Annotated in this window: 21 protein-coding genes and 1 tRNA gene; 11 read left to right on the forward strand and 11 right to left on the reverse strand. The window is 67.4% G+C overall.

Translation table 11 applies throughout. From position 1 onward, the window contains the following. Nucleotides 1-3 precede the first annotated feature (3 nt). Nucleotides 4-2,493 (forward strand): isoniazid response ATPase/transcriptional regulator IniR, encoded by a 2,490-nt coding sequence (gene iniR, locus ACZY08_RS01755; protein ID WP_463742897.1) that lies wholly within the window; start codon nucleotides 4-6, stop codon nucleotides 2,491-2,493. A 148-nt stretch (nucleotides 2,494-2,641) separates the two neighbouring features. Then, the gene (locus ACZY08_RS01760) at nucleotides 2,642-5,458 is read left to right on the forward strand and encodes a (Fe-S)-binding protein (protein WP_463742898.1); all 2,817 of its coding nucleotides are present in this window, start codon (nucleotides 2,642-2,644) and stop codon (nucleotides 5,456-5,458) included. Between the two features lie 229 nt (nucleotides 5,459-5,687). Here ACZY08_RS01760 and ACZY08_RS01765 read toward each other — a convergent pair whose 3' ends face one another. Beyond that, complete coding sequence (locus tag ACZY08_RS01765) at nucleotides 5,688-5,936, reverse strand: hypothetical protein (protein ID WP_463742899.1); 249 nt, start codon at nucleotides 5,934-5,936, stop codon at nucleotides 5,688-5,690. A gap of 235 nt (nucleotides 5,937-6,171) precedes the next feature. Here ACZY08_RS01765 and ACZY08_RS01770 point away from each other — a divergent pair, with 235 nt between their 5' ends. Genes ACZY08_RS01770 through ACZY08_RS01790 form a run of 5 tightly spaced genes read left to right on the forward strand, consistent with a single transcriptional unit; the run spans nucleotide 6,172 to nucleotide 12,401 of the window. Continuing rightward, nucleotides 6,172-7,461 (forward strand): pyridoxal phosphate-dependent aminotransferase, encoded by a 1,290-nt coding sequence (locus ACZY08_RS01770; protein WP_463742900.1) that lies wholly within the window; start codon nucleotides 6,172-6,174, stop codon nucleotides 7,459-7,461. Nucleotides 7,462-7,501: 40 nt separating this feature from the next. Continuing rightward, nucleotides 7,502-8,743: a YibE/F family protein gene (locus tag ACZY08_RS01775; RefSeq protein WP_463742901.1), complete on the forward strand. Its 1,242-nt coding sequence runs from the start codon at nucleotides 7,502-7,504 to the stop codon at nucleotides 8,741-8,743. A gap of 42 nt (nucleotides 8,744-8,785) precedes the next feature. Beyond that, nucleotides 8,786-9,310, forward strand: a complete 525-nt coding sequence (locus ACZY08_RS01780) for a 2Fe-2S iron-sulfur cluster-binding protein (RefSeq protein ID WP_463742902.1) — start codon at nucleotides 8,786-8,788, stop codon at nucleotides 9,308-9,310. Next, nucleotides 9,307-10,302: an FAD binding domain-containing protein gene (locus ACZY08_RS01785; RefSeq protein ID WP_463742903.1), complete on the forward strand. Its 996-nt coding sequence runs from the start codon at nucleotides 9,307-9,309 to the stop codon at nucleotides 10,300-10,302. Before ACZY08_RS01780 ends, ACZY08_RS01785 begins: the two co-directional genes overlap by 4 nt. Next, a complete protein-coding gene (locus ACZY08_RS01790) occupies nucleotides 10,299-12,401 on the forward strand; it encodes a xanthine dehydrogenase family protein molybdopterin-binding subunit (RefSeq protein ID WP_463742904.1) in 2,103 nt (700 codons plus the stop codon). Before ACZY08_RS01785 ends, ACZY08_RS01790 begins: the two co-directional genes overlap by 4 nt. Nucleotides 12,402-12,408: 7 nt before the next feature. Here ACZY08_RS01790 and ACZY08_RS01795 read toward each other — a convergent pair whose 3' ends face one another. The 8 genes from ACZY08_RS01795 to ACZY08_RS01830 form a co-directional block, all read right to left on the reverse strand. Then, nucleotides 12,409-12,777: a nuclear transport factor 2 family protein gene (locus tag ACZY08_RS01795; protein ID WP_463742905.1), complete on the reverse strand. Its 369-nt coding sequence runs from the start codon at nucleotides 12,775-12,777 to the stop codon at nucleotides 12,409-12,411. Nucleotides 12,778-12,795: 18 nt separating this feature from the next. Further along, on the reverse strand, nucleotides 12,796-13,548 hold the full coding sequence (locus ACZY08_RS01800; RefSeq protein WP_463742906.1) for a maleylpyruvate isomerase family mycothiol-dependent enzyme: 753 nt from the start codon (nucleotides 13,546-13,548) through the stop codon (nucleotides 12,796-12,798). Nucleotide 13,549: 1 nt separating this feature from the next. Then, nucleotides 13,550-14,860: a cytochrome P450 gene (locus ACZY08_RS01805; protein WP_463742907.1), complete on the reverse strand. Its 1,311-nt coding sequence runs from the start codon at nucleotides 14,858-14,860 to the stop codon at nucleotides 13,550-13,552. A gap of 38 nt (nucleotides 14,861-14,898) precedes the next feature. Then, complete coding sequence (locus tag ACZY08_RS01810; protein WP_463742908.1) at nucleotides 14,899-16,230, reverse strand: UDP-glucose dehydrogenase family protein; 1,332 nt, start codon at nucleotides 16,228-16,230, stop codon at nucleotides 14,899-14,901. A gap of 75 nt (nucleotides 16,231-16,305) precedes the next feature. Next, entirely contained in the window at nucleotides 16,306-17,934 is a 1,629-nt protein-coding gene (locus ACZY08_RS01815) for a DUF7159 family protein (RefSeq protein ID WP_463742909.1), read from the reverse strand. 221 nt (nucleotides 17,935-18,155) lie between these two features. Continuing rightward, entirely contained in the window at nucleotides 18,156-19,499 is a 1,344-nt protein-coding gene (locus ACZY08_RS01820) for an ammonium transporter (protein WP_463742910.1), read from the reverse strand. Nucleotides 19,500-19,802: 303 nt separating this feature from the next. Next, a complete protein-coding gene (gene dcd / locus ACZY08_RS01825) occupies nucleotides 19,803-20,372 on the reverse strand; it encodes a dCTP deaminase (protein WP_463742911.1) in 570 nt (189 codons plus the stop codon). A gap of 16 nt (nucleotides 20,373-20,388) precedes the next feature. Then, nucleotides 20,389-21,378, reverse strand: a complete 990-nt coding sequence (locus ACZY08_RS01830) for a DUF7159 family protein (protein WP_463742912.1) — start codon at nucleotides 21,376-21,378, stop codon at nucleotides 20,389-20,391. A 358-nt stretch (nucleotides 21,379-21,736) separates the two neighbouring features. On the opposite strand from ACZY08_RS01830, the gene ACZY08_RS01835 reads away from it, so the two are divergent. Next, nucleotides 21,737-21,810 (forward strand) — tRNA-Gly (locus tag ACZY08_RS01835). A 326-nt stretch (nucleotides 21,811-22,136) separates the two neighbouring features. On the opposite strand, the gene ACZY08_RS01840 is transcribed toward ACZY08_RS01835, so the two are convergent. Beyond that, nucleotides 22,137-22,589 (reverse strand): hypothetical protein, encoded by a 453-nt coding sequence (locus tag ACZY08_RS01840; protein WP_463781766.1) that lies wholly within the window; start codon nucleotides 22,587-22,589, stop codon nucleotides 22,137-22,139. 73 nt (nucleotides 22,590-22,662) lie between these two features. On the opposite strand from ACZY08_RS01840, the gene ACZY08_RS01845 reads away from it, so the two are divergent. Next, complete coding sequence (locus tag ACZY08_RS01845; RefSeq protein WP_463742914.1) at nucleotides 22,663-23,763, forward strand: TIGR03857 family LLM class F420-dependent oxidoreductase; 1,101 nt, start codon at nucleotides 22,663-22,665, stop codon at nucleotides 23,761-23,763. 44 nt (nucleotides 23,764-23,807) lie between these two features. Next, entirely contained in the window at nucleotides 23,808-24,455 is a 648-nt protein-coding gene (locus ACZY08_RS01850; RefSeq protein ID WP_463742915.1) for a TetR/AcrR family transcriptional regulator, read from the forward strand. A gap of 51 nt (nucleotides 24,456-24,506) precedes the next feature. Here the strand turns inward: ACZY08_RS01850 and ACZY08_RS01855 are convergent, their stop codons facing one another. Next, the gene (locus ACZY08_RS01855) at nucleotides 24,507-25,154 is read right to left on the reverse strand and encodes a rhomboid-like protein (RefSeq protein ID WP_463742916.1); all 648 of its coding nucleotides are present in this window, start codon (nucleotides 25,152-25,154) and stop codon (nucleotides 24,507-24,509) included. 217 nt (nucleotides 25,155-25,371) lie between these two features. Here ACZY08_RS01855 and ACZY08_RS01860 point away from each other — a divergent pair, with 217 nt between their 5' ends. Next, nucleotides 25,372-25,857, forward strand: coding sequence for a MarR family winged helix-turn-helix transcriptional regulator (locus ACZY08_RS01860; RefSeq protein WP_463742917.1), 486 nt, complete (start codon nucleotides 25,372-25,374; stop codon nucleotides 25,855-25,857). Nucleotides 25,858-25,859 lie beyond the last annotated feature (2 nt).

The following is a 25,859-nucleotide window of genomic DNA, read 5'->3' on the forward strand; positions in this document are numbered from 1 at the left end:
CTGATGACCGCCCCGGCACCGGAACCCGTTCCGGAGCTCCCGTCGGCTGCCCGATCGGCGGTCGGTGCGGTACTGGCCAATCCCGCCGCGCCGGTCAAGCTGCTGCTGTCCGGCGGCATCGGAACCGGGAAGAGCACGGTGCTCACCGAGATCCGCAGCGCACTGCGCGAGGCCGGCCGCACTGTGCTGACCCGTGCACCTCGTCCGGGCGATGCAGCCGAGGCGGCGTTCGTCATCGACGACGCAGACCAGCTGGGCAACACCGAGATCGACTGTCTTGCAGAGAAAGTCGCGGATCCTTCGGCGACTGTGGTGGTGGCCTGTGAACCGCTGACCCACCGCCCGCCGCTGCAGGCGTTGGCCACCGCGCTCGAGCGGGAAAACCCGGTGCTGCGGCTCGGGCCCATGGCCGCAGACGAGGTGGGCCGGGTGCTGACCACGGCGCTGGGGTCGCCGGCCACGGCGGAAACCGTGCGATCGGTGCTCACTGCATCCGCGGGCCTGCCGTTTCTGTTGCGCGCAGCGGCGGACGCGGTCGAGGCGCCGGCCGAAGCGGCTCGGTTCGCTCTGCTGCAACGGTTGCGCCGGGTCGACGACGCCACTCGCGATGCGCTGCTGATCCTTTCGCTGAGCCACGATCTCGGCCCCGACGACGTGGCGGCGGCGCTGCGCCTGAGCGGCGCTGACGCGTCGGCACTGGTGGATCGGGCCCGCGCCGGCGGATTGGTGGAACCGTCCCACGACCGGCGGTTCGTGCGGCTGGTGCATGAATCGCTCGCCCAGATCGCCGGTGCCGCCCGCCATCATGAGATCGAAACCTCCCTGCTCACTTCGCAAATCGAGCTGTCGACCTTGTCTGCCGACCTCGCGGTGCGCCTGGCCGAACACGGACTGCGTGATGACCGGCTGGCCGAGGCACTGGCCGAGCACGCCGCCCACAATCGCACCCGGCCGGCGCGGGCGGCCCGGCTCTACCGCGCCGCGGTCACGGCCGGGGCCGCCGCGGTGAGCACCCGGCTGGCCGACGCACTGGCGCTGGCCGGGGACTGCACCACCGCGGCGCGCATGGCCGATGAGCTGCTCGGCTCCGAGGAGCCGTCCGAACGGGCCACCGCGGTCCGGGTGGCGGCCAGCGTCGCCATGCACGACGGCGGCGCAGCACAGGCCGCGGACCTCTTCCGCTGGCTCGGCCCGTACCCGGACACCTTGATCAGCTCAGCCGCCGCGACGTCCTTTCTCGCCGCCGGCGACGTCGATGCGGCGCGGGCGTCCTCGAGCACCGAGGTGGCCGGACCACCCACCTCGACGGCGCGGGCGGCACGCAGCCTGGCCGAAGGTCTGGTGCTGTCGCTGGATCAGCCGTTCGCGGTGACGGTGGCCCGGCTGGGGCAGGCTGTCACATCCGAATATCAGGCCGGCGGCGTCGCCCCCGACACCCCGGCGGCGCTGGTGACCCTGGCGGCGCTGCACGGCGGCGACTCAGTGCGGGCACGCAGTGTGATCAGCCGTGCGGTGCGGGCAGGCAGCGCCGGCGAGGAGGCGTTCAGCGCGGCGCGCCACCGCCTGCTGTTGGGGTGGGTGAAGATGCAGGACGGCCAGCTCGGCGCGGCCGGCGCGGACGCCGCCGAAGCTGGTGACGATCTGCACCGGAGAGACGCGTTGTGGGCCGCGGCGCTGCGTACCGCGATCGCCCGGCGCAGTGGGGACAGCGGCGCCGTCCAGAAGCACTGGTATGCCGCGGTCGAGGTGCTCGCCGAGTATTCGATCGACCTGTTCTCGCTGCTGCCGCTGGGTGAGTTGTGGGTGGCCGGTGCCAGGATGCGTCAGGTCGACCGACTGGAACACACGCTGTCGGAGGCGTGGGGCCTGCTTGAGGCGCTGGGCAATCCGGTGTTGTGGTCGGTGCCGCTGCACTGGGCCGGTGTGCACGCCGGAATCCTCGCCAACTCGCCCGGAGCCGTCGCCCCGCACGGGCAGGCGCTGACCGCAGCGGCCGCTCAGAGCGCCTTCGCCCGGGCGTTGGCCAATGCCGGGCGCACCTGGCTGCGGGTGCTGGCCAATCACGTCGACACCGACGAGGTCACCACTGCGGCCCGGGCCCTGTCTCAGTTCGGTCTGACCTGGGACGGCACCAGGCTGGCCAGCCAGGCCGCGTTGCAGACGCCGGATGCCCGGGTGTCCCAGGCGATGTTGCAACTGGCCCGCGACCTCAAGCAGGCCAGCGCGGTCGAGGACGTCGAGGTTGCTCCGGTAACCCCCCTGGGCGCCGCGCCTCAGGCGCCGGCTCCGTCGTCCACCAAATTGTCCGACCGCGAGCGCGAGGTGGCCGAACTGCTGCTGCTCGGAATGCCCTACCGCGATATCGGGAGTCAGTTGTTCATCTCGGCGAAGACAGTCGAGCATCACGTCGCCCGGATCCGGCGCCGTCTCGGTGCCGAGTCACGCACCGAAATGCTGTCGATGTTGCGGGCGATGCTGGCGCCCCAGGGCTGAGAGCTATACCACAGTGATCTCAAAGTTAGGCAAGCCTCGGTAGCGGTGAGAAACACCGAAATGTCACTATGAGCAGAAGGAAGCTAAGTTACCGACGGGTAACTATGCCCAAGTTACCCGTGGGTAACATCCGAATGGAGGCGTTTCTGTGGAGAGTCTCGAACACACCCTGGTTGTGTCGCGGCTGATTCTCGGTGTGCTCGCCACGCTCGTCGTGCTGGCGTTCGCCGGCAAGCGCGTGCTGTGGCTGACCAAGCTGATCAGCTCGGGGCAGAAGGTCGGTGACGAGCGTGGCCGCAAGGACCATCTCGTCCAGCGTTTCCTGAACCAGAACAAGGAAGTCTTCGCCCAGTCGAAGCTCCTGAAATGGTCGATCCCCGGCCTCGCGCACTTCTTCACCATGTGGGGCTTCTTCGTCCTCGCCACGGTGTACCTCGAGGCCTACGGGGTGCTGTTCAACCCTGAATTCCACATCCCGCTGGTCGGCCGCTGGGCGGTGCTGGGCTTCCTGCAGGACTTCTTCGCCGTCGCCGTGCTGGCCGGCATCATCGTCTTCGCGATCATCCGCATCCGGAAGAACCCTGAGCAGCTGGGCCGCGAGTCCCGCTTCTACGGCTCGCACAACGGCGGCGCCTGGACGATTTTGATCATGATCTTCCTGGTCATCGCCACCTACGCGGTCTTCCGCGGCGCGGCCGTCAACGTGCTGGGCGAGAACTTCCCCTACCAGACGGGCGCTTTCTTCTCCGACGGCATGGCCGCCCTGCTCGCTCCACTGGGCCACACCGCCAACGTCTGGCTGGAGACCATCGCATTGATGGCCCACCTGGGCGTCATGCTGGCCTTCCTGCTGATCGTGCTGCACTCCAAGCACCTGCACATCGGCCTTGCCCCGATCAACGTCACCTTCAAGCGTCTGCCCGACGGCCTCGGCCCGCTGCTGCCGATGGAATACAAGGGCGAGCAGATCGACTTCGAGGATCCCGCCGAGGATGCGGTGTTCGGCAAGGGCCGCATCGAGGACTTCAGCTGGAAAGCCAACCTCGACATGGCCACCTGTACAGAGTGCGGTCGCTGCCAGTCGCAGTGTCCGGCCTGGAACACAGGTAAGCCGCTGTCGCCCAAGCTCGTGATCATGAACCTGCGCGACCACCTGTTCGCCAAGGCTCCCTACATCATCGAGGGCAAGCCGATGCCCGAGGAGGGCTCGGTCGATTTCGCCAAGCTGGGCGACAGTCTGCACGGACACGGTGTGCCCGAAGACGGCTTCGCCCGCATCGAAGGTTCCGGCCCCGAGCAGGCGCTGCGCCCGCTCGTCGGTACCGCCGAGCAGGGCGGCGTCATCGACCCGGATGTGCTGTGGTCCTGCACCAACTGTGGTGCGTGCGTCGAGCAGTGCCCGGTGGACATCGAGCACATCGACCACATCGTCGACATGCGTCGCTACCAGGTCATGGTCGAGTCGGAGTTCCCCGGCGAGCTCGGTGTGCTGTTCAAGAACCTGGAGACCAAGGGCAACCCCTGGGGCCAGAACGCCAAGGACCGCACCAACTGGATCGACGAGGTCGACTTCGACGTCCCGGTCTACGGACAGGATGTCGAAAGCTTCGACGGCTTCGAGTACCTGTTCTGGGTCGGCTGCGCCGGCGCCTACGAGGACCGGGCCAAGAAGACCACCAAGGCCGTCGCCGAGCTGCTGGCCGCCTCGGGCGTCAAGTTCCTGGTGCTGGGTACGGGTGAGACCTGTACTGGTGACTCGGCCCGCCGCTCCGGCAACGAGTTCCTGTTCCAGCAGCTGGCTGGGCAGAACGTCGAGACCATCAACGAGCTGTTCGAGGGCGTCGAGACCGTCGACCGCAAGATCATCGTGACCTGCCCGCACTGCTTCAACACGATCGGTCGCGAGTACCCGCAACTGGGTGCCAACTACACCGTCGTGCACCACACCCAGCTGCTCAACCGGCTGGTGCGGGACAAGAAGCTGGTGCCGGTCAAGTCCACCGGTGGGCCCGAGGTCACCTACCACGACCCGTGCTTCCTGGGTCGTCACAACAAGGTCTACGAGGCTCCGCGTGAGCTGGTGGAGGCCTCCGGCGTGACGCTGAAGGAAATGCCCCGCCACGCCGACCGCGGCCTGTGCTGTGGTGCCGGTGGCGCGCGGATGTGGATGGAAGAGCACATCGGAAAGCGCGTGAACGTGGAGCGCACCGAAGAGGCGATGGACACCGCCTCGACCATCGCGACCGGCTGCCCGTTCTGCCGCGTGATGATCACCGACGGTGTCGACGACGTGGCCGCTGCGCGCAACGTCGAAAAGGCCGAAGTGCTCGACGTGGCTCAGCTGCTCCTGAACTCGTTGGACACGAGCACCGTCACGCTGCCCGAAAAGGGCACGGCGGCAAAGGAATCCGAGAAGCGGGCCGAGGCTCGTGCCGCTGCGGAGGCCAAGGCCGAGGCCGCAGCACCGGTTGTCACCGAAGAAGCACCCGCTGCCGAGGCTCCCACCGCGGAGGCACCTGCAGCACCCGCCGCGCCGGCGGCGCCGGTCAAGGGTCTGGGCATGGCCGGAGGCGCCAAGCGTCCCGGCGCCAAGAAGGCTGCAGCCCCGGCTGCGTCGGCAGCTCCCGCCGAGGCGCCCGCCGCCCCGGCGGCGCCGGTGAAGGGTCTGGGTATCGCCGGAGGCGCGAAGCGTCCGGGTGCCAAGAAGGCTGCGGCTCCGGCAGCTCCTGCCGCCGAGGCTCCCGCTTCGGAAGCTCCGGCCGCTCCCGCGGCGCCGGTGAAGGGTCTGGGCATGGCGGCCGGCGCGAAGCGTCCGGGTGCCAAGAAGACTGCGGCCCCGGCCGCGTCGGCTCCCGCGGCAGAGGCACCGGCTGCCGCTCCTGCGGCCGCCGAACCGGCCAAGCCGGAACCCCCGGTGGTCGGGCTCGGCATGAAGGCGGGCGTCAAACGCCCCGGTAAGCGCTGAGCACGTCCCTGACGTACCGAACGGCCATCTCCGCAAGGAGGTGGCCGTTCGGCGTATCGGGGAGCGCGACGCGTGTCTCCGCCGGCATGTCCCTGCCCGACCACTGTGACGAGCGTGCAGCATATTGCGCCGTCCAGCGCGGATCAGTGAAAAATCCTGCACGCTCGTCACAGTGGACCTCAGGCAACATCGGGCCCGAAGCAGCTTCCGGCAGCGGTGCCGGTGGGCGTCAGCCTCCGCTGCCGCCGTAAGGCGGGGCCTTGACCGCAGGCGCCGCGACCGCGGGAGCGATCGTGCCGGTGTAGGTGACGGTCGTGGTTTCACCGAGGGTCATCGCTCCGCCCGAGACGACGGTCGCCGGGCCCTCCTGCTGCGCCCCGCCGAGGGTCGCAACGACGACGCCCATTGCGACGACGGCGCTCCCGCCGAGGACCGGGGCCAGGGTGCTGACCCGGAACATGCTGGTAATTCGTGCCATGTGATTGCCCATCGTGTCGAATGGTTGCCGACGCAAATACCCTTTGACCTGGGGAAATCGTCGGCCATTTGCGTTCCAGCCATGGTTGCGCAGGTTTTTGGCCGGCGCGCGGCCACCCAAGCGGATCCACAGCGGTCTCGCATACGAATCCCAGGGACGCCCACATATGCCAGGTACCGGCAAATCGGCGGACTGTGGCGGTGGCCACCCACAAGATCGGCAAATTCCAAATTCGGTGGACGGTGATGAGACCATGGTGAGCGTGACTACCCATCAGTTGCCGTGGCAGACCGGTCAGCACCCGAAGCCGCGTACGTTTACCCAGTCCACGAAGCTGCAGGACGTCCTGTACGAGATCCGTGGACCGGTACACGAGCACGCCTCACGGCTGGAAGCTGAAGGGCACCGCATCCTCAAGCTCAACATCGGCAACCCCGCGCCGTTCGGCTTCGAGGCACCCGATGTGATCATGCGCGACATGATCCAAGCACTGCCGTATGCGCAGGGCTACTCCGATTCCAAGGGCATCGCCAGCGCCCGCCGCGCGGTGTTCACCAGGTACGAGCTGGTCGAGGGCTTCCCCAAGTTCGACATCGAAGACGTCTACCTGGGCAACGGTGTCTCCGAGCTCATCACGATGACGCTGCAGGCCCTGTTGGACAACGGCGACCAGGTGCTCATCCCGGCGCCCGACTACCCGTTGTGGACGGCATCGACCGCGCTGGCGGGCGGCACCCCGGTGCACTACATGTGCGACGAGACCCAGGGCTGGAATCCCGATGTCGCCGACATCGAGTCGAAGATCACCGAGCGCACCAAGGCGCTCGTGGTGATCAACCCGAACAATCCCACGGGTGCGGTGTACAGCCGCGAAACCCTGGAGCAGATGGTGGAGTTGGCGCGCAAGCATCAGCTCTTGCTGTTGGCCGACGAGATCTACGACAAGATCCTCTACGACGACGCCGAACACATCTCGCTGGCGACCCTGGCGCCCGACCTGCTGACCCTGACGTTCAACGGGCTGTCCAAGGCCTACCGGGTGGCGGGTTACCGCTCCGGCTGGCTGGTCATCACCGGGCCCAAGGAGCACGCGACCAGCTTCATCGAGGGCATCAGCCTGCTGTCGAATATGCGGCTGTGCCCGAATGTGCCTGCGCAGCATGCGATTCAGGTGGCCCTCGGTGGCCATCAGAGCATCGACGACCTGGTTCTGCCGGGCGGCCGGCTACTCGAGCAGCGCGACACCGCATGGACCAAGCTCAACGAGATCCCCGGGGTGTCCTGTGTGAAGCCCTCCGGTGCGCTGTACGCGTTCCCCCGCCTGGATCCCGAGGTGCACGACATCCACGATGACGAGCAGCTGGTGCTCGATCTGTTGCTGCAGGAGAAGATCCTGCTGACCCAGGGCACGGGATTCAACTGGCCCACACCGGATCACCTGCGCATCGTCACCCTGCCGTGGGCCCGCGACCTGGCCCAGGCCATCGAGCGGCTCGGCAACTTCCTGGTGAGCTACCGCCAGTAGGCGCCAGGAACCCGACAGCCGCTCGCTCTACTCTGTCGGGGTGGCGCACACGCATTCCCACTCCCACTCGTTGGCCGGCCCGTCTCCGCTGGGTCCGCTGGCCGCCCGCATCGTCGTCGGCCTGTTGATCGCCATCGGGCTGGCGGTCATCGTCGGCGCCGGCGTGCTCTGGCCCAGCCATCAGAAGGTGGACATCCCGCTGCCCTTCCAGAACGCCGCGGGCGGGGCCGTCACCACCGAGGCCGGCCATGTCACATCCAGCACCCTGGCCGACTGCGGCAGCCCATCGGCGGGCGGCGTGTTGACGTCTGCACCGAGGCCTGCCGAGCCGGGCGGCGGCACGTGTGTGCAGAACCTGGTGGCCATCGATTCCGGCCCGAACCAGGGGGCCAAGACCCTGCTGGAGTTCACCACAGGTCCCGGGCAGCCGAATCTTGCTGCCGGGGACAGCATCCGGGTGAGCCGACAGGTCGACGAGGCCGGCACGACGACCTATGCGTTTTTCGACTACGAGCGCACCTGGCCCCTGATCGCCCTGGCCGCGGCGTTCACGGTGGTGATCGTGGCGGTGGCGCGGTGGCGCGGATTGCGCGCCATCGTCGGCATCGTGGTGGCCTTCGCGGTCCTGATGATCTTCCTGTTGCCCGCGCTGCGCGACGGCGCCCCCGCGATCCCGGTGTCACTGGTGGCCTCGGCAGCAATTCTGTACGCGGTGATCTATCTGGCCCACGGCGTGAGTCTGCGTACCAGCGCGGCCCTGCTCGGCACCCTGACCTCGCTACTGCTGGCGGCGATCCTGTCCTGGGCGGCAATCGAATTGGCCCATCTGACCGGCTTGTCCGAAGACCAGAACAACGAGGTCGCAGCGTACATGGGCAACGTGTCGATCACCGGCTTGCTGCTGGCCGGGTTCATCATCGGCTCGCTCGGTGTGCTGAACGATGTGACCATCACCCAGGCCTCGGCGGTGTTCGAGCTCGCCCAGCACGGTGGGTCTCGGAGGTCGATCTTCGTCGGTGCGATGCGGGTGGGCAGTGACCACATCGCCAGCACCGTCTACACCCTGGTGCTGGCCTATGCCGGCAGTGCGATGCCGCTGCTGCTTTTGTTCAGCGTGGCCAACCGGTCACTGGGTGATGTGCTGACGGGTGAGAGCGTGGCGATCGAGATCGCCCGCTCCGCGGTGGGCGGCATCGCCTTGGCGCTGTCGGTCCCGTTGACGACGGGCATCGCCGCGGTGCTGGCGACACCGCAGGCCGGCAGGCAGACCAGCAGGCACTGACCCGACACGTTTGACTACCGTCGGCAGGGGTATTCGGCGACGGTGAGTCAGCCCAATCGTCACCGCAGCGCGGTCACGCTCGAAGTCGACGGAACCCGGCGCAGTCTGACCGTCGACAACCGCATGACGCTGCTCGACGCCCTGCGTGAGCGGCTCGGCGTCACTGCCCCGAAGAAGGGCTGCGACCACGGCCAGTGCGGCTCGTGCACCGTCCTGCTCGACGGTCGCCGGGTGACCACCTGCCTGCTGCTGGCGGCAGCCGCTGACGGAGCGTCGGTCACCACGGCCGCCGGGCTCGAGCACGACGGTGAACTGCATCCGGTGGCCCAGGCGTTCTACGACGAAGACGGGTTCCAGTGCGGCTATTGCACACCAGGCCAGATATGTTCTGCGGTAGGCATGTTGGACGAAGCCAAGGCGGGTGCCCCGAGCTTCGTCACCGATGATCTCGAACTCCCACCGGCGCTGACCGATGACGAGATCCGCGAACGGATGAGTGGCAATCTGTGCCGGTGTGCGGCGTATCCGAACATCGTCGCGGCGATCGGGCTGGCGTCCACGCAATGAAACCGTTCGACTACCACCGCGCCACCAGCCCCGCCGAGGCGGTGGCGATGCTGACGGAGCACCCGCACGCCGCGTATCTCGCCGGTGGCACCAATCTGGTCGATCACATGAAGCTCGGCGTTGCGGAACCGGACCTGCTGGTCGATGTCAGCCGGCTCGATCTGGCGGAGACGGTGACCACGCCTGACGGCGGCGTGCGCATCGGTGCGAACGTCCGAAACAGCGATCTGGCCGCCAACCCGGTGATCCGCTCGCACTATCCGATGCTGGCGCGGGCCCTGCTGTCCGGTGCGTCAGGTCAATTGCGCAACGCTGCCACCACGGCCGGAAACCTGCTGCAGCGCACCCGGTGTGCCTACTTCCAAGATGTCACCACACCCTGCAACAAGCGGGTTCCCGGCAGCGGCTGCTCGGCGTTGGGCGGCTACGTCCGCTACCACGCGATCCTCGGGGCGTCCCCGCACTGCATCGCGGTGCACCCGTCGGACATGGCGGTGGCGATGTGCGCGCTGGATGCGCAGGTGGTGGTCGAGACCGGCGACGGGGAACGCCGGATACCGGTCGACGAGTTCTATCGCCTTCCGGGCGACCAACCGGACCGCGACACCGTGTTGGGGCACGGCGAGCTGATCACAGCGGTCGAGCTGCCCGCCGCGCCGGAAGGGGCGGCCTCGGATTACCGCAAGGTCCGTGATCGGGCGTCCTACGCGTTTGCGCTGGTGTCGGTTGCCGCCGAGCTGACTTTCACCTCGACGTTCCAGATCGGCTCGGCCCGCATCGCCTTGGGCGGTGTGGCGCACAAGCCGTGGCGGGCGCGGCGCGCCGAGCAGGTTCTCACCGGCGATCAACCCTCGGCGGAGACGTTCGCCGCGGCGGCCGACGCAGAGCTCAAGCAGGCCGAGCCGTTACCGGGCAACGAGTTCAAGGTTGCCCTGGCCCGCCGTACCTTGATCGCCCAGTTACGCATGCTGACCGAGCGGAGGCGGCCATGACCCTCGTCGAACCCCATGCCATCGGTCAGCCGCTGGCCCGCACCGATGGCCGGGCCAAGGTCACCGGAACCGCGCGCTACGCCTTCGAGCAGCAGGTCGAGCATCCGGCCTACCTTCATCCCATCCAGGCCACCATCGCACGTGGCTGCGTCGTGGCGATGGACACCACCGGAGCCCTCGCTCTCGACGGCGTACTCGACGTGTTGACCGTGTTCGACGCTCCGAGGCTCGCCGATACATCCGATGGCGAATTGGCGATCCTGCAGGACAACCAGGTGCACTTCCGCGGGCAGCTCATCGGTGGCGTTCTCGCCGAGACGGCCGAAATCGCCCGGGAGGCAAGCGCTCTGGTGCGAGTGGACTACGACGAGGAGTCGCAGGACACGGAACTGTCCGCCGATCACCCCGGCCTGTACACCCCCGAGTCGGTCAATCCGTCGTTTCCTCCCGACACCGAACAGGGTGACGTCGACACGGCGCTGGCCACAGCCGAGGTGACCGTCGATCAGACCTACCGCACGCCGATCGAGCACAACAATCCCATGGAGCCACACGCCTGTATCGCACAGTGGGCGATACGCGACGGTCAACCCGCGGTGACTCTGTACGACTCCACCCAAGGTGTTCACGTCGTGCGCAAGACGCTGGCCCCACTGTTCGACCTGCAGCCCGAACAGCTGCGAGTGGTCGCCCCGCATGTGGGCGGCGGCTTCGGGTCCAAGGGAGCACCCCACGCCCACGATGTGCTGGCCGTGCTGGCTGCTCAGCGCTGCGACGGCCGCCCGGTGAAACTCGCATTGACCCGACAGCAGATGTTCTCACTCGTCGGCTACCGAACCCCCACCATTCAGCGGGTACGGCTGGGCGCCGACAAAGACGGCCGGCTCGTCGCCCTCGCCCACGAGGTGGTCGAACAGACCTCGGCGGTCAAGGAATTCGCCGAGCAGACGGGCGTGACATCCCGCAAGATGTACGCCTGCCCGAACCGGCGCACGTCGCACCGGCTGGCCACGCTCGACGTTCCCGTTCCGTTCTGGATGCGGGCGCCGGGTGAGTGCCCGGGCACCTTCGCCGCCGAGGTGGCGATGGACGAACTCGCGGTGGCCTGCCATCTCGACCCGATCGAGCTGCGTGTCCGCAATGAACCCAAGGTGGATCCCGAAACGGGCAAGCCCTGGTCGGGGCGCCACCTGATCGAGTGCCTACGCGTCGGGGCTCAGCGCTTCGACTGGTCGCCGCGTGACCCGCGGCCTGCGAAATATCTTGCCGGCCATTGGTTTATCGGTACCGGGGTAGCCGCCGCGACCTATCCGGGCATGGCGATGGAGGGCAACACGGCCCGCATCACCCACATCGAGCAGGGCCGCTACACCGTGCAGATCGGTGCGGCCGACATCGGCACGGGCACCTGGACGGCGTTGACTCAGATCGCCGCCGATGCCCTGGATTGCGATGTTGCGGCGGTGGACCTGCAGATCGGGGACACGGATCTGCCGCAGGCTTCGGTGGCGGGCGGCTCGTCCGGCATCACCTCCTGGGGTTCGGCAATCGTGGCTGCCGCCAAGCAGTTTCGCCGCGAACACGGGGACCATCCACATATCGGTGTGACGGCTGAGGCGGAGGCACCGCAGAACCCCGACGCCGAGAAATTCACCGTGCAGTCGTTCGGCGCCCACTTCGTCGAGGCACACGTCAACTGCGACACCGGTGAGATCCGGATACCGCGGATGCTCGGGGTGTTCTCGGTGGGGCGTGCCATCAACGCGCGCACGCTGCGTTCCCAACTGATCGGCGGCATGTCCATGGGCTTGTCCATGGCGCTGCACGAGGAGAGCGTCCGTGACCCGCGCTTCGGGCATGTCGTCACGCAGGACCTCGCGTCGTACCACATCAGTGCGCACGCGGATGTTCCCGATGTCGACGCGATCTGGCTCGACGAGGTCGAGGAGCACCTGAATCCGATGGGCTCCCGCGGTGCGGGCGAGATCGGCATCGTCGGCGCCGCCGCGGCAGTGGTCAACGCCGTCTACCACGCCACCGGGGTGCGCGTCCGGGATCTGCCGGTCACTCTCGACAAGGTGCTCGCCGGCCTGCCCTGACGGCGTGTCAGCCCGCGAGGTCTTTTTCGGTGAGCTCGGTGGCCGCCAGGGCTGCGGCCAGGGTGTCGTGACGGAACGCCGACGTGACGTGGTCGTGCACCACCCGGAACGCCGCCGCGCCGGTGCGGGTGGTTCCGTCGGCCGCCATGATGGTCTGTTCGACGACGACCACGCCGTCGTGCACGAACATCCGCCCGGGCGTCACGGTGTCCCCGCCGGACGCGGCCCACTCACGCAGGGCGGCGTGCCCTTGGGCGGCACCGTTGGCGTCGCCCACCTCGATGTCATCGCTGGACAGCGCTATCAGGGTGTCGATGTCGTCCTCGTCCAGCGCGTCATGCCAGGCCAGAACCGTCGCGATCTCGGATGTGGTCATGAACGAAACCTACGCCTCTCAGAACGGTGTGCGGTCGAGCCAGGCGTCCCAGGTTGCGGTGTCGCCGAACACTTCCAGACCGAGGTCGGCAGCCGTGCCCCGGCGGGTGACCGCCATCAGTAGCTTGTGAGCCGGGCCCTTCAGCGCGACCGTGCCCTTGCCGTGACTGTGAGACCACCCGAGCCCGTCCTCGTCGTGCTCTACCGTCCACTCCCCCGTCGGCCCCAGGCCGTCGTCGGTCGCGTGCAGGTGGATGCTGGTGCCCAAAGCGAGCGGTACTCCGTGCCGTTTCTTGGCCATGCCGGTGGCGATCTCGAGCCATTCACTGACCGCGTCGGCGGCGAGATCGGCGGGTGGCACGAACTCGGTTCCCACGGCCAGTGCGGCGTCGGCGTGGTGTACCGCCGCCTCGTGAACGCGTCGCCGTACCCACCAACCCGCGGGTTTGGGGCCCAGGAAGGTCCACACCCTGGCGTCGGTGCCGATCTGGTCCACCGACTTGAGGACCTGGGCCGCACCCGCGTTGAGCCAGTCGATCGCGGCGTCCGGATCGTCGGGCGGCTTCCCTTCGTGGACCTCGCGGGGGTCGAGAGGTGAGACCCGGCGCTCGGAGATAATCTGTGCCGCCCAACGGTTTCCGCGCCCGACATGTCGGAACAGTTGCTTGAGCGTCCAGTCCGGGCACGTCGGCACCAGCGTCTCGGGATCGCTGGCGGCGATCAGTTCCCCGAAGCTCCGGGTCTGGTCGAGCAGAGCAGCTCGGAAGTCCACGTCACGAACCTACCGCTGTGCGTGCCTTTCCGAGTGTTATCGGCAGAGTCGACCAGCCGCGCAGGATCCGGGTGTCGCGGCGACTGCCTTCGCCGGCGGCCCGGGCGTCGGGGAAGCGATCGAAGAAGGTTTGCAGGCCTACCTGTCCTTCCGCCCTGGCCAGTGCCGCGCCGAGGCAGAAGTGCCGGCCGCCGGAGAACGACAGGTGCCGGCCCGCGTTGTCACGTTCGACGTCGAAACGGTGTGGGTCGGTGAAGACCGCGGGGTCGCGGTTGGCGCCCGCGAGATGCACGATGACGAGTTCCCCGGCCTGCACCGCGGTGCCGGCGACTTCGGTGTCGCGGAGGGCCACCCGCGCGCTCATCAGTACCGGGGAGTCGAGCCGCAGGATTTCCTCCACCGCGTTCGGCCACAGCTCGGGGCGGGCCGCCAGGGTCTGCAGGTGCTCAGGTTGGTCGAGCAGCATGCGGATTCCGTTGCCCAGCAGGTTGACCGTGGTCTCGAAGCCGGCCGCCAGCACCAGCCCGGCCAGCGCCCGCAGTTCCGACTCGTTGAGCGGTTCCCCGGCCGCTCCGGCATCGGAGGCCTGGATGATCTGGCTGAGCAGGTCATCGCCGGGATTGCGCCGCAGCCGGCGCAGGTGATCGGTCAGCCAGGTCTCGAATCCGTGGATGCCGGAGTTCACCTTCTGGTACTGCCGCCAGGTCAACCCGATGTCCAGGCTCGGGGCGCCTAGCTCACCGAAGCGCAGGATCTGGGGCCGGTCGGCGTCCGGTACGCCCAGGATGTCGCTGATCACCGCGACCGGCAGTTGGGCGCAGTACCGGTCCACGATGTCGACCACACCGCTGTCCATCGAGTCCAGCAGCTCGTTCGCGGTTTCCTCGACGCGTTCCCGGAGCCGGGCGACCGCGCGGGTGGTAAATACCGAGGAGACCAGCTTGCGGTAGCGGGTGTGATCTGGGGGTTCTGTCGCCAGCAGTGACGGCGGCAGCAGCGGGTGCAGCATCCCGGTGTCGGTCTTGTCGGCCACCCAGCGCAACGGTTTTGGCAGGTTGCCGCCCAGCCGCGACACCCGGAAGTCGTCGGAGCGCAGCAGGTCGGTGGCCACGTCGTGGTCGAACGTCATCAGGAGGGCGCGGCCACGCACCAGCGGTCCGCGACGGCGCATTTCGTCGGCGAACGGCGCCGGGTCGGCGCGCACCGCCGGGTCGGCGATCAACCGAGCCTGCGGATCGCCCCGACGCATGCCGACCGCAGAGATACCTCGTACCACCCCGTGCAGGGCCATCCACCGGATTCGTTCCCGCATGGCCCGAGCCTACGACCGCGGAATTTGTTCTACAAGTGTCAAACAGTGGCGACGGGGCGTCCCAGTGCGTACACCCGCCATCCGGCGTCCCGCCACCGCTCCGCATCCAGGCAATTGCGGCCGTCCACAACGACTTTGACCCGCACCGTGTCGGCCAGCTCGGCCGGGTCCAGGTCGACGAATTCGGCCCACTCGGTGAGCACCAGCACCGCGTCGGCCCGGTCGCAGGCTTCGATCACCGAGGTGGAGTAGTTCAGCGTCGGGAAAACCCGCTGTGAGTTGTCCATCGCCTTGGGGTCGTACACGTTTACCGCAGCCCCGTTCAGTTGCAGCATGCCGGCGACGTTGAGGGCAGGTGAATCGCGCACGTCGTCGGACTCGGGTTTGAATGCCGCGCCGAGGACGGCGATGTTGGCACCCAGCAGGGATCCACCGCAGGCCCGGGTGGTCAGTTCCACCATCGCGGTGCGACGACGCATGTTGATGCTGTCGACCTCGCGCAGGAAGGTCAGCGCGTGGTTTGCGCCGAGTTCGCCTGCACGGGCCATGAAAGCGCGGATGTCCTTCGGGAGGCAGCCACCGCCGAAACCCAGGCCCGCATTGAGGAACCGGCGCCCGATGCGTGGGTCGTAGCCCAGTGCGTCGGCCAGGAGGGTGACGTCAGCGCCGGCTGCTTCACACACTTCGGAGATCGCGTTGATGAACGAGATCTTGGTCGCCAGGAACGCGTTGGCCGACACCTTGACCAGTTCGGCAGTCTGCAGATCGGTGACGAGAAACGGCACGCCGTCCTCCATCAACGGGGCGTAGAGTTCGCGGACCGCTGCCTCCGCCCGAAGCGAATCGTGCTGCACCCCAACCACGATGCGGTCGGGGTGCAGGGTGTCGTGCACCGCGTAGCCTTCGCGGAGGAACTCCGGGTTCCAGGCCACCTCGACGTCGACCTCCGCGGGAGCCAGTGCCCGGGCCCGCTCAGCCAGGTCAGCGGCCGTGCCGACCGGAACGGTCGACTTGCCGACGATCACCGCGGACCGGCGCAGCCGCGGCACCAGGGTGTCGATGACGGCGTGCACGTGGCGTAGATCGGCGCTGTATTCGCCCTTCTTCTGCGGCGTACCGACGCCGAGAAAGTGCACATCGGCGAAATCGGCGGCCTCGTCATAGTCGGTGGTGAACCGCAGCCGCCCGGCAGAAAGGTTGTCGTTCAACACCTTGCGCAGGCCAGGTTCGTAGAACGGGATGTCACCGGCGGCCAGCTTGGCCACCTTGCCCGGGTCGATGTCGACCCCGATCACCTCGTGGCCGAGCTCGGCCATCCCCGCGGCATGTGTCGCGCCCAGATAGCCGGTACCGAATACGGTGCATCGCATACTGCCTGGATAGGCCGCAAGTATGAGCTAGCCGCTACGTGACACTGAGCGGCAGGCCAACGTCAGGTGACGGTTTCAGTGCCCGCCAAATGACGGGAAGGGCCACAGCCCACCGCCGTCACTGCCACCGCGCGAACCCCCGGACCGACCGGGGTTCCAATCGCCGGATCCCGAACCACCCGGGTTCCAGTCACCCGAGCCACTTGAACGACCGGGATTCCAGTCGCCCGAGCCCCGGCCGGGATTCCAATCGCCCGACCCGCGGCCCGGGTTCCAGCCTGAGCTCGGACCCGAGTCATCCGAACCTGAGCCCGGCCACTGCGGGGTTTCGGGTTCGTGGCGCGACGGGGGCTCCCACGGCCGCTGACGCTGCGGCGGATCCCACGGGGGACGGAAGATGTTCGGCAGTCGCGGTGCAGGCGGCAGCACGACCAGCGGCGGGATGTAGGGCGCCGGCGGGTTGTAGATCGGCGCCGGTGGGGGCGGTGCCACGGGAATCGGAGCGGGTGCTTCGGGGGCCGGAGCCGGAGCCTCGGGCGCCGGCGGCGGGGCCGCGGCGGGCTGCTCGACGTAGACCGTGCGCGGCGGTGCCTGCGGTGCGGGCGCCGGGGCCTCCTGGACCACCGGGATCGGCGCCTTGATGGTCTCTGGCGGCGGGGCTGGTGGCGGCGGTACCTGCGCTTGGGGCGGCGGCGCCGGGGCGGGGAGCTTGGCCGGGGCGCTGGGCGCCACGGCGCCCTGCGCCGGAGACGGGCGTTGATCGACCGTCGGCCGGATGCTCACGGCCAGCGAAATAACCAGCGCCACAACGCCAACCACGAACACCGACGTCAACGCGGAACCGACGAGCAGGAACGGTTTGCGCTCCTCTTCCATCGGCATCTCGTCGCCGACGAGTTCCACGCCGTCGAGCGGCGCATCGCCCAGCGGTGCCATCGCGGTGGCCAGACCGGCCAATGCGTAGGCGCTGCCCGCGGTGGTGCCGTCGGGATCCTGCGAATAAGCCAGCCCGACCGTGGTCGCTTCGAACGCGGGCGCGGTGGCCGAGGCCAGCGCTGCGCCGCGGGCCAGCGCCATCTCCGGCTCGTCTGGTGCGCTGACCGGCAGTGACACCAGGTTCTCCAGATGCGCCTTCACCGAGGCGACGTCCACACCGGAGCCCAGGACGAACATGCCGTCAGGCGCGGAATCGGAAGCTTCGACCGCCGCAGCCATATCGGTGAGCACGGCCATGGCGTCGGTGGTGTGCAGAGACTGCGCCAGCACCTTGACCACCGAACCGTCGTCGGTCTTCACCACCGACAGCGTCGCCGCATCACGGTCGATGAACAGCAGCGCCGTGGTGTCGTAGCCGACCGCGCGACCGACCGCCTGGGCCAGTGCCGCGGCGGCGTGGCTTTCGGAGACCAGCATGACGTCGTCGATGCCGTGCGCGGACAGTGCGTCGCGCAGAGCGGCCGCGTCCGAATGGTCCGTCCAGGTGACGCCGATTGACTTCAGATGATGCCCACCCGTGGTGGCGCTCTCCTGGGTTCCGAGGATGGCCGCGACCACCTGATCGGACGTACTGATGGTTGCCGAATCATCACCGGCGGTGACATCGAAGACGTCGTGATCGACGGTAACTCCGTCTGCCTTCTCCCCCTCGACCAGCACCATGCGGACTGTCGTAGGTGCCATCGCCACACCCAATACGATGTCCACCGAGCCCTCCAATGTGTTTGCTGCACTGCCTTTGTCGCCATTGCGCACACATTCCGCACGAACCGACAACTAGAACCTTTTTCGGTGTAACCAGCTTGATCGTTACACCCGTGCGCATTAGCTACAGCGCTGAGATTCTGGTCGGACCGCGACGGTGTGGTGCACGCCGGCGCCGGTTAGTTAGACCCTACTCGGCATTACGACAAAGAGCGCCGCCCGGTTCATCCCGCGCTGTCTTCCTCGGCCGGATCCGGGCGCTGCGTCAGGCTCCCGGGCTGGCCCAGCTGCCCGAGCGTCCCGCCGAACAATCCAGGTCGGCGGGCAGGCAGATGGCCGTGCACACCCTCGGCGTACGCGGTTTCGGCGTGCTGGGTGAAGTCGACGCCGGTGGTCTCATCCTCGGGGCTGAGGCGGAATCCCATGAACCGGTCGATGGCCTTGGCGAGCAGGTAGGACATCGTGAAGGCGTAGGCCGCCACCACGACCGCACCGAGCAGCTGCTTGCCCAGCTGCGTCAGCCCGCCGCCATAGAAGAGGCCCTGCGGACCTTGGGTCATGACCTCGGTGGCCAGGAATCCGATCAGCAGGACGCCGACCACGCCGCCGACGAAGTGCACGCCGACCACGTCGAGCGAGTCGTCGTAGCCGAACCGGAACTTCAGGCCGATCGCAAAGGAACACACCACACCGGCGGCCAGGCCCACCACGACCGCGCCAAGGGTGTTGACGGTGCCGCACGACGGGGTGATCGCCACCAGACCGGCCACGACACCGGAGGCCGCGCCGAACGTGGTCGGCTTGCCGTCGCGGACCTGCTCGACCGTCAGCCAGCCGAGCATGCCCAGGCAACCGGCCACCAGGGTGTTGAGGAAGATCGCGGCAGCGGTGCCGTTGGCGGCCAGCGCCGAGCCGGCGTTGAACCCGAACCAGCCGAACCACAGCAGACCGACACCGAGCAGCACGAAGGGCAGGTTGTGCGGGCGCATCGCGTCCTGTTTGAAGCCGATGCGGGGGCCGAGCACCAGGGCCAGTGCCAGGGCCGACGAGCCGGAGACGATTTCGACGACGAGGCCGCCGGCGTAGTCCAGCACGCCGAGCCCGGCCAGCCAGCCGCCCGGGCCCCAGACCCAGTGGGCGACGACGGCGTACACCGCGACCGCCCAGAGCGGGACGAACACCATCCAGGCGGCGAACTTCGCCCGGTCCGCGATGGCCCCGCTGACCAGGGCGGCAGTGATGATGGCGAAGGTCAGCTGGAACGTGGCGAACAGCAGTTCGGGTACCGAGCCGTGGGCGGTGCTGGGCGTGATGCCGAGCATGCCGAAGTGCTGCAGGCCGCCGATCAGGCCGCCGCCCGCGTCGTCGGAGAACGCCAGGGTGTAGCCGACCAGCAGCCAGGCCACCGTGACCAGCGGGATCGAGATGAAGCTCATCATGATCATGTTGAGCACGCCGGTGGTGCGGACCATGCCGCCGTAGAAGATGGCGAGGCCGGGGGTCATCAACAGGACCAGCGCGGTGCTGGCGAGCAGCCAGGCAGTGGCGGCCGGATCGATCTCGTGCACGTCGGGCTCCTTCGGTCCCGACGAGAATCTCCGGCGCGCGTTTCAGGTGCGCGGCGGGCGTGTTTCAGCCGTGTTTCGTGTTGCGGTGTGGTTACTGAAAGTTCACCGGATTTGCGCGGATGACGCTGGTGTCGCCGCTGGTGTCGCCGCTTTCTGCACCAGGGCTATTGATCGACAATTTCCACAGCCCAGGCGTAGAAATCGGTGCAGGCGTGGCTCGTCACCCCTCGCCCACTTCTACGCCAGGGCTGCGATCGGCGATTTCCACAACCCACACGTAGAAAACGACGCAGGCGTGGCTCCCTAGGACTTGATGAAGTTCAAATGTGAGCGCGACGGCGTCGGGCCACGCTGACCTTGATATTTCGAGCCGACCTTGTCGCTGCCGTACGGGTGCTCGGCCGGACTGGTCAGCCGCAGCAGGCACAGCTGGCCGATCTTCATGCCGGGCCACAGCGTGATCGGCAGGTTGGCGACGTTGGACAGCTCCAGGGTGATGTGGCCAGAGAAGCCGGGGTCGATGAACCCCGCCGTCGAGTGCGTCAACAATCCGAGGCGCCCCAGCGAGGACTTTCCTTCGAGACGTCCGGCCAGGTCGTCGGGCAGCGTGCACACCTCGAGCGTGGAGCCGAGCACGAACTCGCCGGGGTGCAGCACGAACGGCTCCCCCTCGGTCGGTTCGACCAGCGTGGTCAGCTCGTCCTGCTGTTTGGCCGGGTCGATATGCGTGTAGCGGGTGTTGTTGAACACCCGGAACAGGCTGTCCAGGCGGACATCGACGCTCGACGGCTGCACCAGGGCATCGTCGAACGGCTCGATGGCCAGGCGTTTCGCGGTGATCTCGGCCCGGATGTCCCTATCGGAGAGCAGCACCCGACGAGCGTATCGGTTACCGACGGACCACCTGCGGCAACGGTGGCGCGACGCCGTCGTCATACGGCGTCGCCAAGGTTTTCTGAGCCGCCCGCCCAGCCAGAGGCTCCACCTTGCGTACCACGGCGTGGATCGGCGGCTCTGGCGGCGAGACCGGCGCAGTGTGTTCGGCCGGGGTCGACGCCTGCGACGGGTGGCTGCCGTCGTGCCCATCAACAGTGATCGCCAGGAACACCGACCCCGCCACGATCAGCACCGCCGTCGTCACGATCATCGCCAAGGTGCGCATCAGTGGGTCGCGCTTGGGCGCCGACGCCGCCTCGTCCCGAACGTCGGCGCTGGCAAGCAGCGCACCACGCGCCAGGAGGAGGGCCGCATCGTCACCGAGCACGACGGGGCGCGCCATCACTGAATTCGTTTCCTCGACAAGGCTTTCCGCGTTCGGGGCCGATCCCGCGATGGCAACCTCGGCGATCGGCTCGGGGAAGCTCTCGCACATGCCACGCAGCGCCAGCAGCGCGGTGGGCTGATCGGGTCCGTCCAAGCGGCGGCTACGAAATCGGCGTGTGCCGTCCTCACCTTCGGCCCCGATCACCGCCAGCATGGTCTCGTCGGGTTCCACCACGCACATCGCGATGGAATCGCAGTCAGCGATCTGGACGGTGTATTCAGCGGCGGCTTCGAATGCGTCGGCCGTGGAGACCGCCACCACCTGGGCGATACCCAGCTCCTCAAGGTCACCCAGGACCAGTTTGGCCTCACTGGCCACCGCTTCGGTCCAGGTCAGCGCGACGCGCGTGACGGTGTGCCCATTTGCCGGCGCGGCGGCGCGGCTGTCGATCACCGCGTTGACGACGTGCTCGCGGAAGCTCGGATGCTCGACGCCGATGTGAGCTTCCGTGTCGAACGAGTCATGGTCGATTACCGCGCCGTCGCCGTGGCTGCCCTCCACCAGGAGCAGCTGGGCGTCGCGCGAGGTCATGGCAATACCGATAGCAACATCCATGGGTAAAACCCCTCGGTTGGTTCGGTCCGATCTGCGGGCCTGTTCGCTCCATTCAGCGCCGGATGGAGCCCGTGACACCCACGGTAGAGCGGGCGCCTGAGAACGACAGCCCGATGTTTTACGTGACTCTCAGGGTCGGGCGTGAACAGCAATCATGTTCTGGGGTCATATGTTTCGCCACACGCTCCGTGGCCTCGGGTCCGCACTGGGCAGCCGTGCGTCGGCCACGTCGGCGACCTTCGCCAGTTCTCGACCATCACCCGGTGGACACCGGCGTCAATTTCTTAGACTCGCCGAGACGATATCCGCCCGGCTTACCCACGACCCGGGTCGTATTGCTATCCTTCGTCAGCACCATGCCGATGTAGTTCAATGGCAGAACATCAGCTTCCCAAGCTGAATACGCGGGTTCGATTCCCGTCATCGGCTCCATACATGCAGGTTAGCGCCGTATAGCAATTTGCCGGCTAACTCGAATCGGCGGACCAGTGATCACCCGCTGCACATAGTGGCATTCGGTGCTCCGAGCTGCGCGTGACCGAGCTGGTGTCGCGCGGCCTCGACGCCGAGCCATGCCCGACAACAGTTCCGGTAGACGTCGGAAGCTGTGCGGTGTCACCCATTTGAGGCGTTCGCGACGGGCGAGTGCTTCCCGCAGCGACGACCGGTCACTCCTCCAGCTCACCTGGCAAATCTGGCGCGCGATCATCGGAAACGACGTCGACCACACGAGTAGCATTACTACTTGTCGGGGACCATCAGCCGGAGGTACCGATCATGTTCGACTCGAAACGCTCGCTCGTCGTTACTGCCGCAGCAATACTGACGCTGGGCTTCAGCACCGCCGTCGCCAATGCCGACCCGCCAGCACCCGGCTCCGCCTGCGGCCCCGGCAAGGTGATCACGTCCGTCAACACCTGCGAGCCGCTCAACTCATCGTGCACGGGGTACGACGGCATGGTGATTGGGCGGGTGGCTGCTGACGGCCGGTGCGTGATTCCTGGGCTCGACGGCACCCGGTGGTAGGCCGGACCGGTAGCGGGCGAGTCGTCACCGACCGTCGATGATTGCCGCTGCTCCAGCACCAGAAACCCACGAAAGTGGTTGCAGCGCAATACTTCAGCGAACGATGGCGGACGGCATTCTTCACCGTCGTGCACGCGCTTGATCTTGCCAGCGCCCGGCTCACGCCGCCAGATCCTCCCATTCATTGAGAACCCTCATTGACAATTGTGCTCTCGGCAGCCGACAGTGCTAGGCATCCACGCGACGAGAGGCACGGAATTGAGCACGAACCACCCCGACGGCCAGCTCAACGAGCTCGGCTATTACGCCGTGACCCGCCACCCCGCGGATGTCCGGGTGGTCTTGCCCGAAGCCCGTACGGCGGACACGCTCGGCCTGGGCTCCTGCCACATCGGTGAACGCTTCACGGTGAAAGACCCGGCGGTCCTCTCGGGTGCGGTCGCGGGTGCCAGCACCACTCTGGGTATCGCGCCGTCGACGAACTACCACACGCGGCATCCCACGGTCACCGCGACGATCGGCTCGACGATGCACGCGCTCACCGAAGGCCGCTTCGCGATGGCGTTCGGGCGTGGGATGGCGGCGTACTGGCAGGCGATCGGCCTGCCGGTGGTGACCGAGGCCCGGCTGCGCGATTTTTTCGGCATCCTGCGCCGGCTCTGGGCCGGCGAGATGATCCTGGATCACGACGGTCCGGCCGGGAAGTGGCCGTTCCTGCGTCACGCCAGCGGCCTGCCCGACGGACCTCCGATCGGCCTGGTGGCGGTCGGCCCCAAGACGATGGAACTCGCCGGCGAGATCGCAGATTTCGTTGTGCTCCATACCTTTTTCTCCGATGAGGCGACGACGTCGTCGGTCGCGGCGGTACGCCGGGGTGCGGAACGCGCAGGCCGGGATCCCGACAGCGTCCGCATCTGGGCGTGCCTGGCGACAGTCCCCGACGCGTTGTCGCCGGAGGATCAGATGCGTCGCGGGGTCGGGCGGCTGGCCACCTACCTGCAGGCATACGCGGACGTGTTGGTGTCGGCCAACGGCTGGGATCCCGCGGTGTGGGAGCGGATCAAGCAGACCGAGCTGTTCGCCGATGCGGCCACTGCGGGGCCGATCGACGCCAGTGCCTCATTCGAGACGCTGCAGCGCATCGCCGAGTTGATCCCCACCGAATGGCTGGACTCGGTAGCCAAGGGATCACCACAGGACTGCGCGAAAACCATTGCCCGGCAGTATGACCTGGGCACTCATTCGGTCATCATGCATGGCGCGAGTCCGAACGAGCTCGCGCCCGTCGTGCAGGCATACCGGGACAACCGGCCGACCCTGCGCCGAGCGGTCGCGGCGAACCCTGGACGGTTCGCCTGAACACCCGCGAATCCCCGCAGGCCACCCGCGCTCGGGAACAGTGGGTGGCGGCGGTCCCGTCTGCCGACATTCAGTCGGCCGCGGGCACCCGGCTGAACAAGCGCGGGTTGGAGACCCGGGCACGCCTGCTCGACGTCGCCATCCACTGTCTGGCCGACAGCGGTGGCGAGCCGGTGTCGGCGAATCGCGTCGCCAAGGATGCGGGTGTCACTTGGGGCACGGTGCAGCATCAGTTCGGCGATCTGGACGGCCTGTGGGTGGCGGTGATCACCGAGATTCATTCCCGCAGTTGGTCATCCAATTCCGGGCCGTCGGTGCGCAGTGGCACCTTGCGGGAACGGGTGACCGCAGCCATCGACTCGGTCTGGACGTACCTGGACACCACCGAGGGGCGGGCGCTGACGGCGTTGCGCACGTCACTGCCCGCGCGTCGTTCCGACATCGCCGCCGAGTATCCGCTGACGGCTGCGGCTTTCGCGGCACGAGAACTCGATTGGATTCAAGGCTTCGACTACCTGATGGAGGGCCTCGACCTCGACCCGGACCAGCTGTACCGGGTGCGGTGCCTGTTGCCCGCCGCGATCCGGGGCCTGAGCAACGAGCGTCAGATCGGTTTCACCTCGGACCTGGAGATCGCCCGCGCGACGTTGACCGACGCCGTGGTGGCGTTGCTATCCGAGGCGCGCTCGTAAACCTCCCCAACCCGCCGCGATTTCTACGCCAGGGCAGTTGAGCGGCGGTAGTTACGACCCTGCGGTGGAAAGCGGCGCTGCTGCCCGCCGATCCCGCTGCCGCGTGAGCGGATAACAGCACAGCCCGATCAACAGCGCCGCTACATGGCCGATCGCAGTGAAGTTGACATCGGTGACCAGCGCTGCACCGAAGTACACAAACACCACGCCGAGATACACCCACCGCCATGGGCGCACGATGCGGTAGGCCAGCACCGCGCCCACCCCGAGCAGAAAGTAGCTGACCCCCACGTCGCGGACGTGCACGAGGCGTTCGGGTGCGACGTGATCGTGGATCGCCACATACAGCAGGCCTTCGCTGATGTAGGTGGCCAGCACGTGTGCGATCAAACCTACTGCCAACCAACGAATCTGGCCGAGCCAGCGCTCTGCCGGCGCGAGAATCAAGGTGAACAACACCAGGTACGGCGTCCAGTAACGGCCGTCGATCCAGAACAGGCTGGTGACCAACACGTAGAGCGGGTCCGTCCCCAGGTGATGGATGTTGGTCGATCTCTCGACCAATAGGGCATGCAGCTCCCGCCCGGGCATTTGGTGCTGAATGATCGTGGTGACCAGCAGCGCGGCCAGCCAGGCATAGGTCAGCGGGGCGCTGCGCACATATCTCCACACCGCCGACGGCCATGACCTCGGACGCACAGCATTCAGTATGTGCTCGACGGCTGGACGCCCGCCGGGATAGTGCTGACGTGACGCAAAGTTCCCCGTCGACCCCCAGTCGTCCTGTGTTGAAATATATTGTGTACCAATATATTTAGCCACGAATACTGTCGTTCGACAGGTAATCAACTCCAGCGCACAGACCACCACAGCAGACTCACAACCACCGAACCCGTCGGCATGGGATACTCCCTGGATGGGTAGCGCGCAGCAGCACGAGATGACCCGAACTCCGGTCGACGAACTGTCGGCATTCGAGGTCGCAACCCGAGATCTGGTGGGCGTAGCGCTGCGCAGCGTGGAGCAACTGGAGATCTCGCTGCCGCAGTTCCGGCTGTTGCGCGTGCTGCAGGAGCGCGGGAAGTCGGCGTCGACGGAGTGCGCCCAGGCCCTCGGGGTGGTCGGGTCGACGGTGACGCGGTTGGCCGACCGGCTGGATGCCTCCGGCCATCTGACGCGCGGTTCCGACCCGAGCAACCGCAGTGTCGTCACCCTCGAGCTGACCGAGCGCGGCCGGAAACTGGTCCGGCAGGTGAACTCCCGGCGGCGGCGGGAACTGAGCAAGGTGCTGGACCGGCTCGATCCGGCCGAGCGGGCGGCGTGTGCGTCGGTGTTGCGGAATTTCCATGACCTGCTCGCAGATGATGACGCCGACGATCTGAACCGTCCGATTCCCTTGTAGGA

The sequence above is a fragment of the Mycobacterium sp. IDUB_9 genome, from assembly GCF_055419505.1.

Excerpts from the sequence above, each read along its gene's own strand:
- ACZY08_RS01810 (WP_463742908.1), bottom strand. The coding sequence starts at position 16,230 with ATGCGATGCACCGTATTCGGTACCGGCTATCTGGGCGCGACACATGCC.
- ACZY08_RS01790 (WP_463742904.1), top strand. The coding sequence starts at position 10,299 with ATGACCCTCGTCGAACCCCATGCCATCGGTCAGCCGCTGGCCCGCACC.
- ACZY08_RS01840 (WP_463781766.1), bottom strand. The coding sequence starts at position 22,589 with ATGAATGGGAGGATCTGGCGGCGTGAGCCGGGCGCTGGCAAGATCAAG.
- iniR (WP_463742897.1), top strand. The coding sequence starts at position 4 with ATGACCGCCCCGGCACCGGAACCCGTTCCGGAGCTCCCGTCGGCTGCC.
- ACZY08_RS01795 (WP_463742905.1), bottom strand. The coding sequence starts at position 12,777 with ATGACCACATCCGAGATCGCGACGGTTCTGGCCTGGCATGACGCGCTG.
- ACZY08_RS01805 (WP_463742907.1), bottom strand. The coding sequence starts at position 14,860 with ATGCGGGAACGAATCCGGTGGATGGCCCTGCACGGGGTGGTACGAGGT.
- ACZY08_RS01765 (WP_463742899.1), bottom strand. The coding sequence starts at position 5,936 with ATGGCACGAATTACCAGCATGTTCCGGGTCAGCACCCTGGCCCCGGTC.
- ACZY08_RS01830 (WP_463742912.1), bottom strand. The coding sequence starts at position 21,378 with ATGGATGTTGCTATCGGTATTGCCATGACCTCGCGCGACGCCCAGCTG.
- ACZY08_RS01860 (WP_463742917.1), top strand. The coding sequence starts at position 25,372 with ATGGGTAGCGCGCAGCAGCACGAGATGACCCGAACTCCGGTCGACGAA.
- ACZY08_RS01785 (WP_463742903.1), top strand. The coding sequence starts at position 9,307 with ATGAAACCGTTCGACTACCACCGCGCCACCAGCCCCGCCGAGGCGGTG.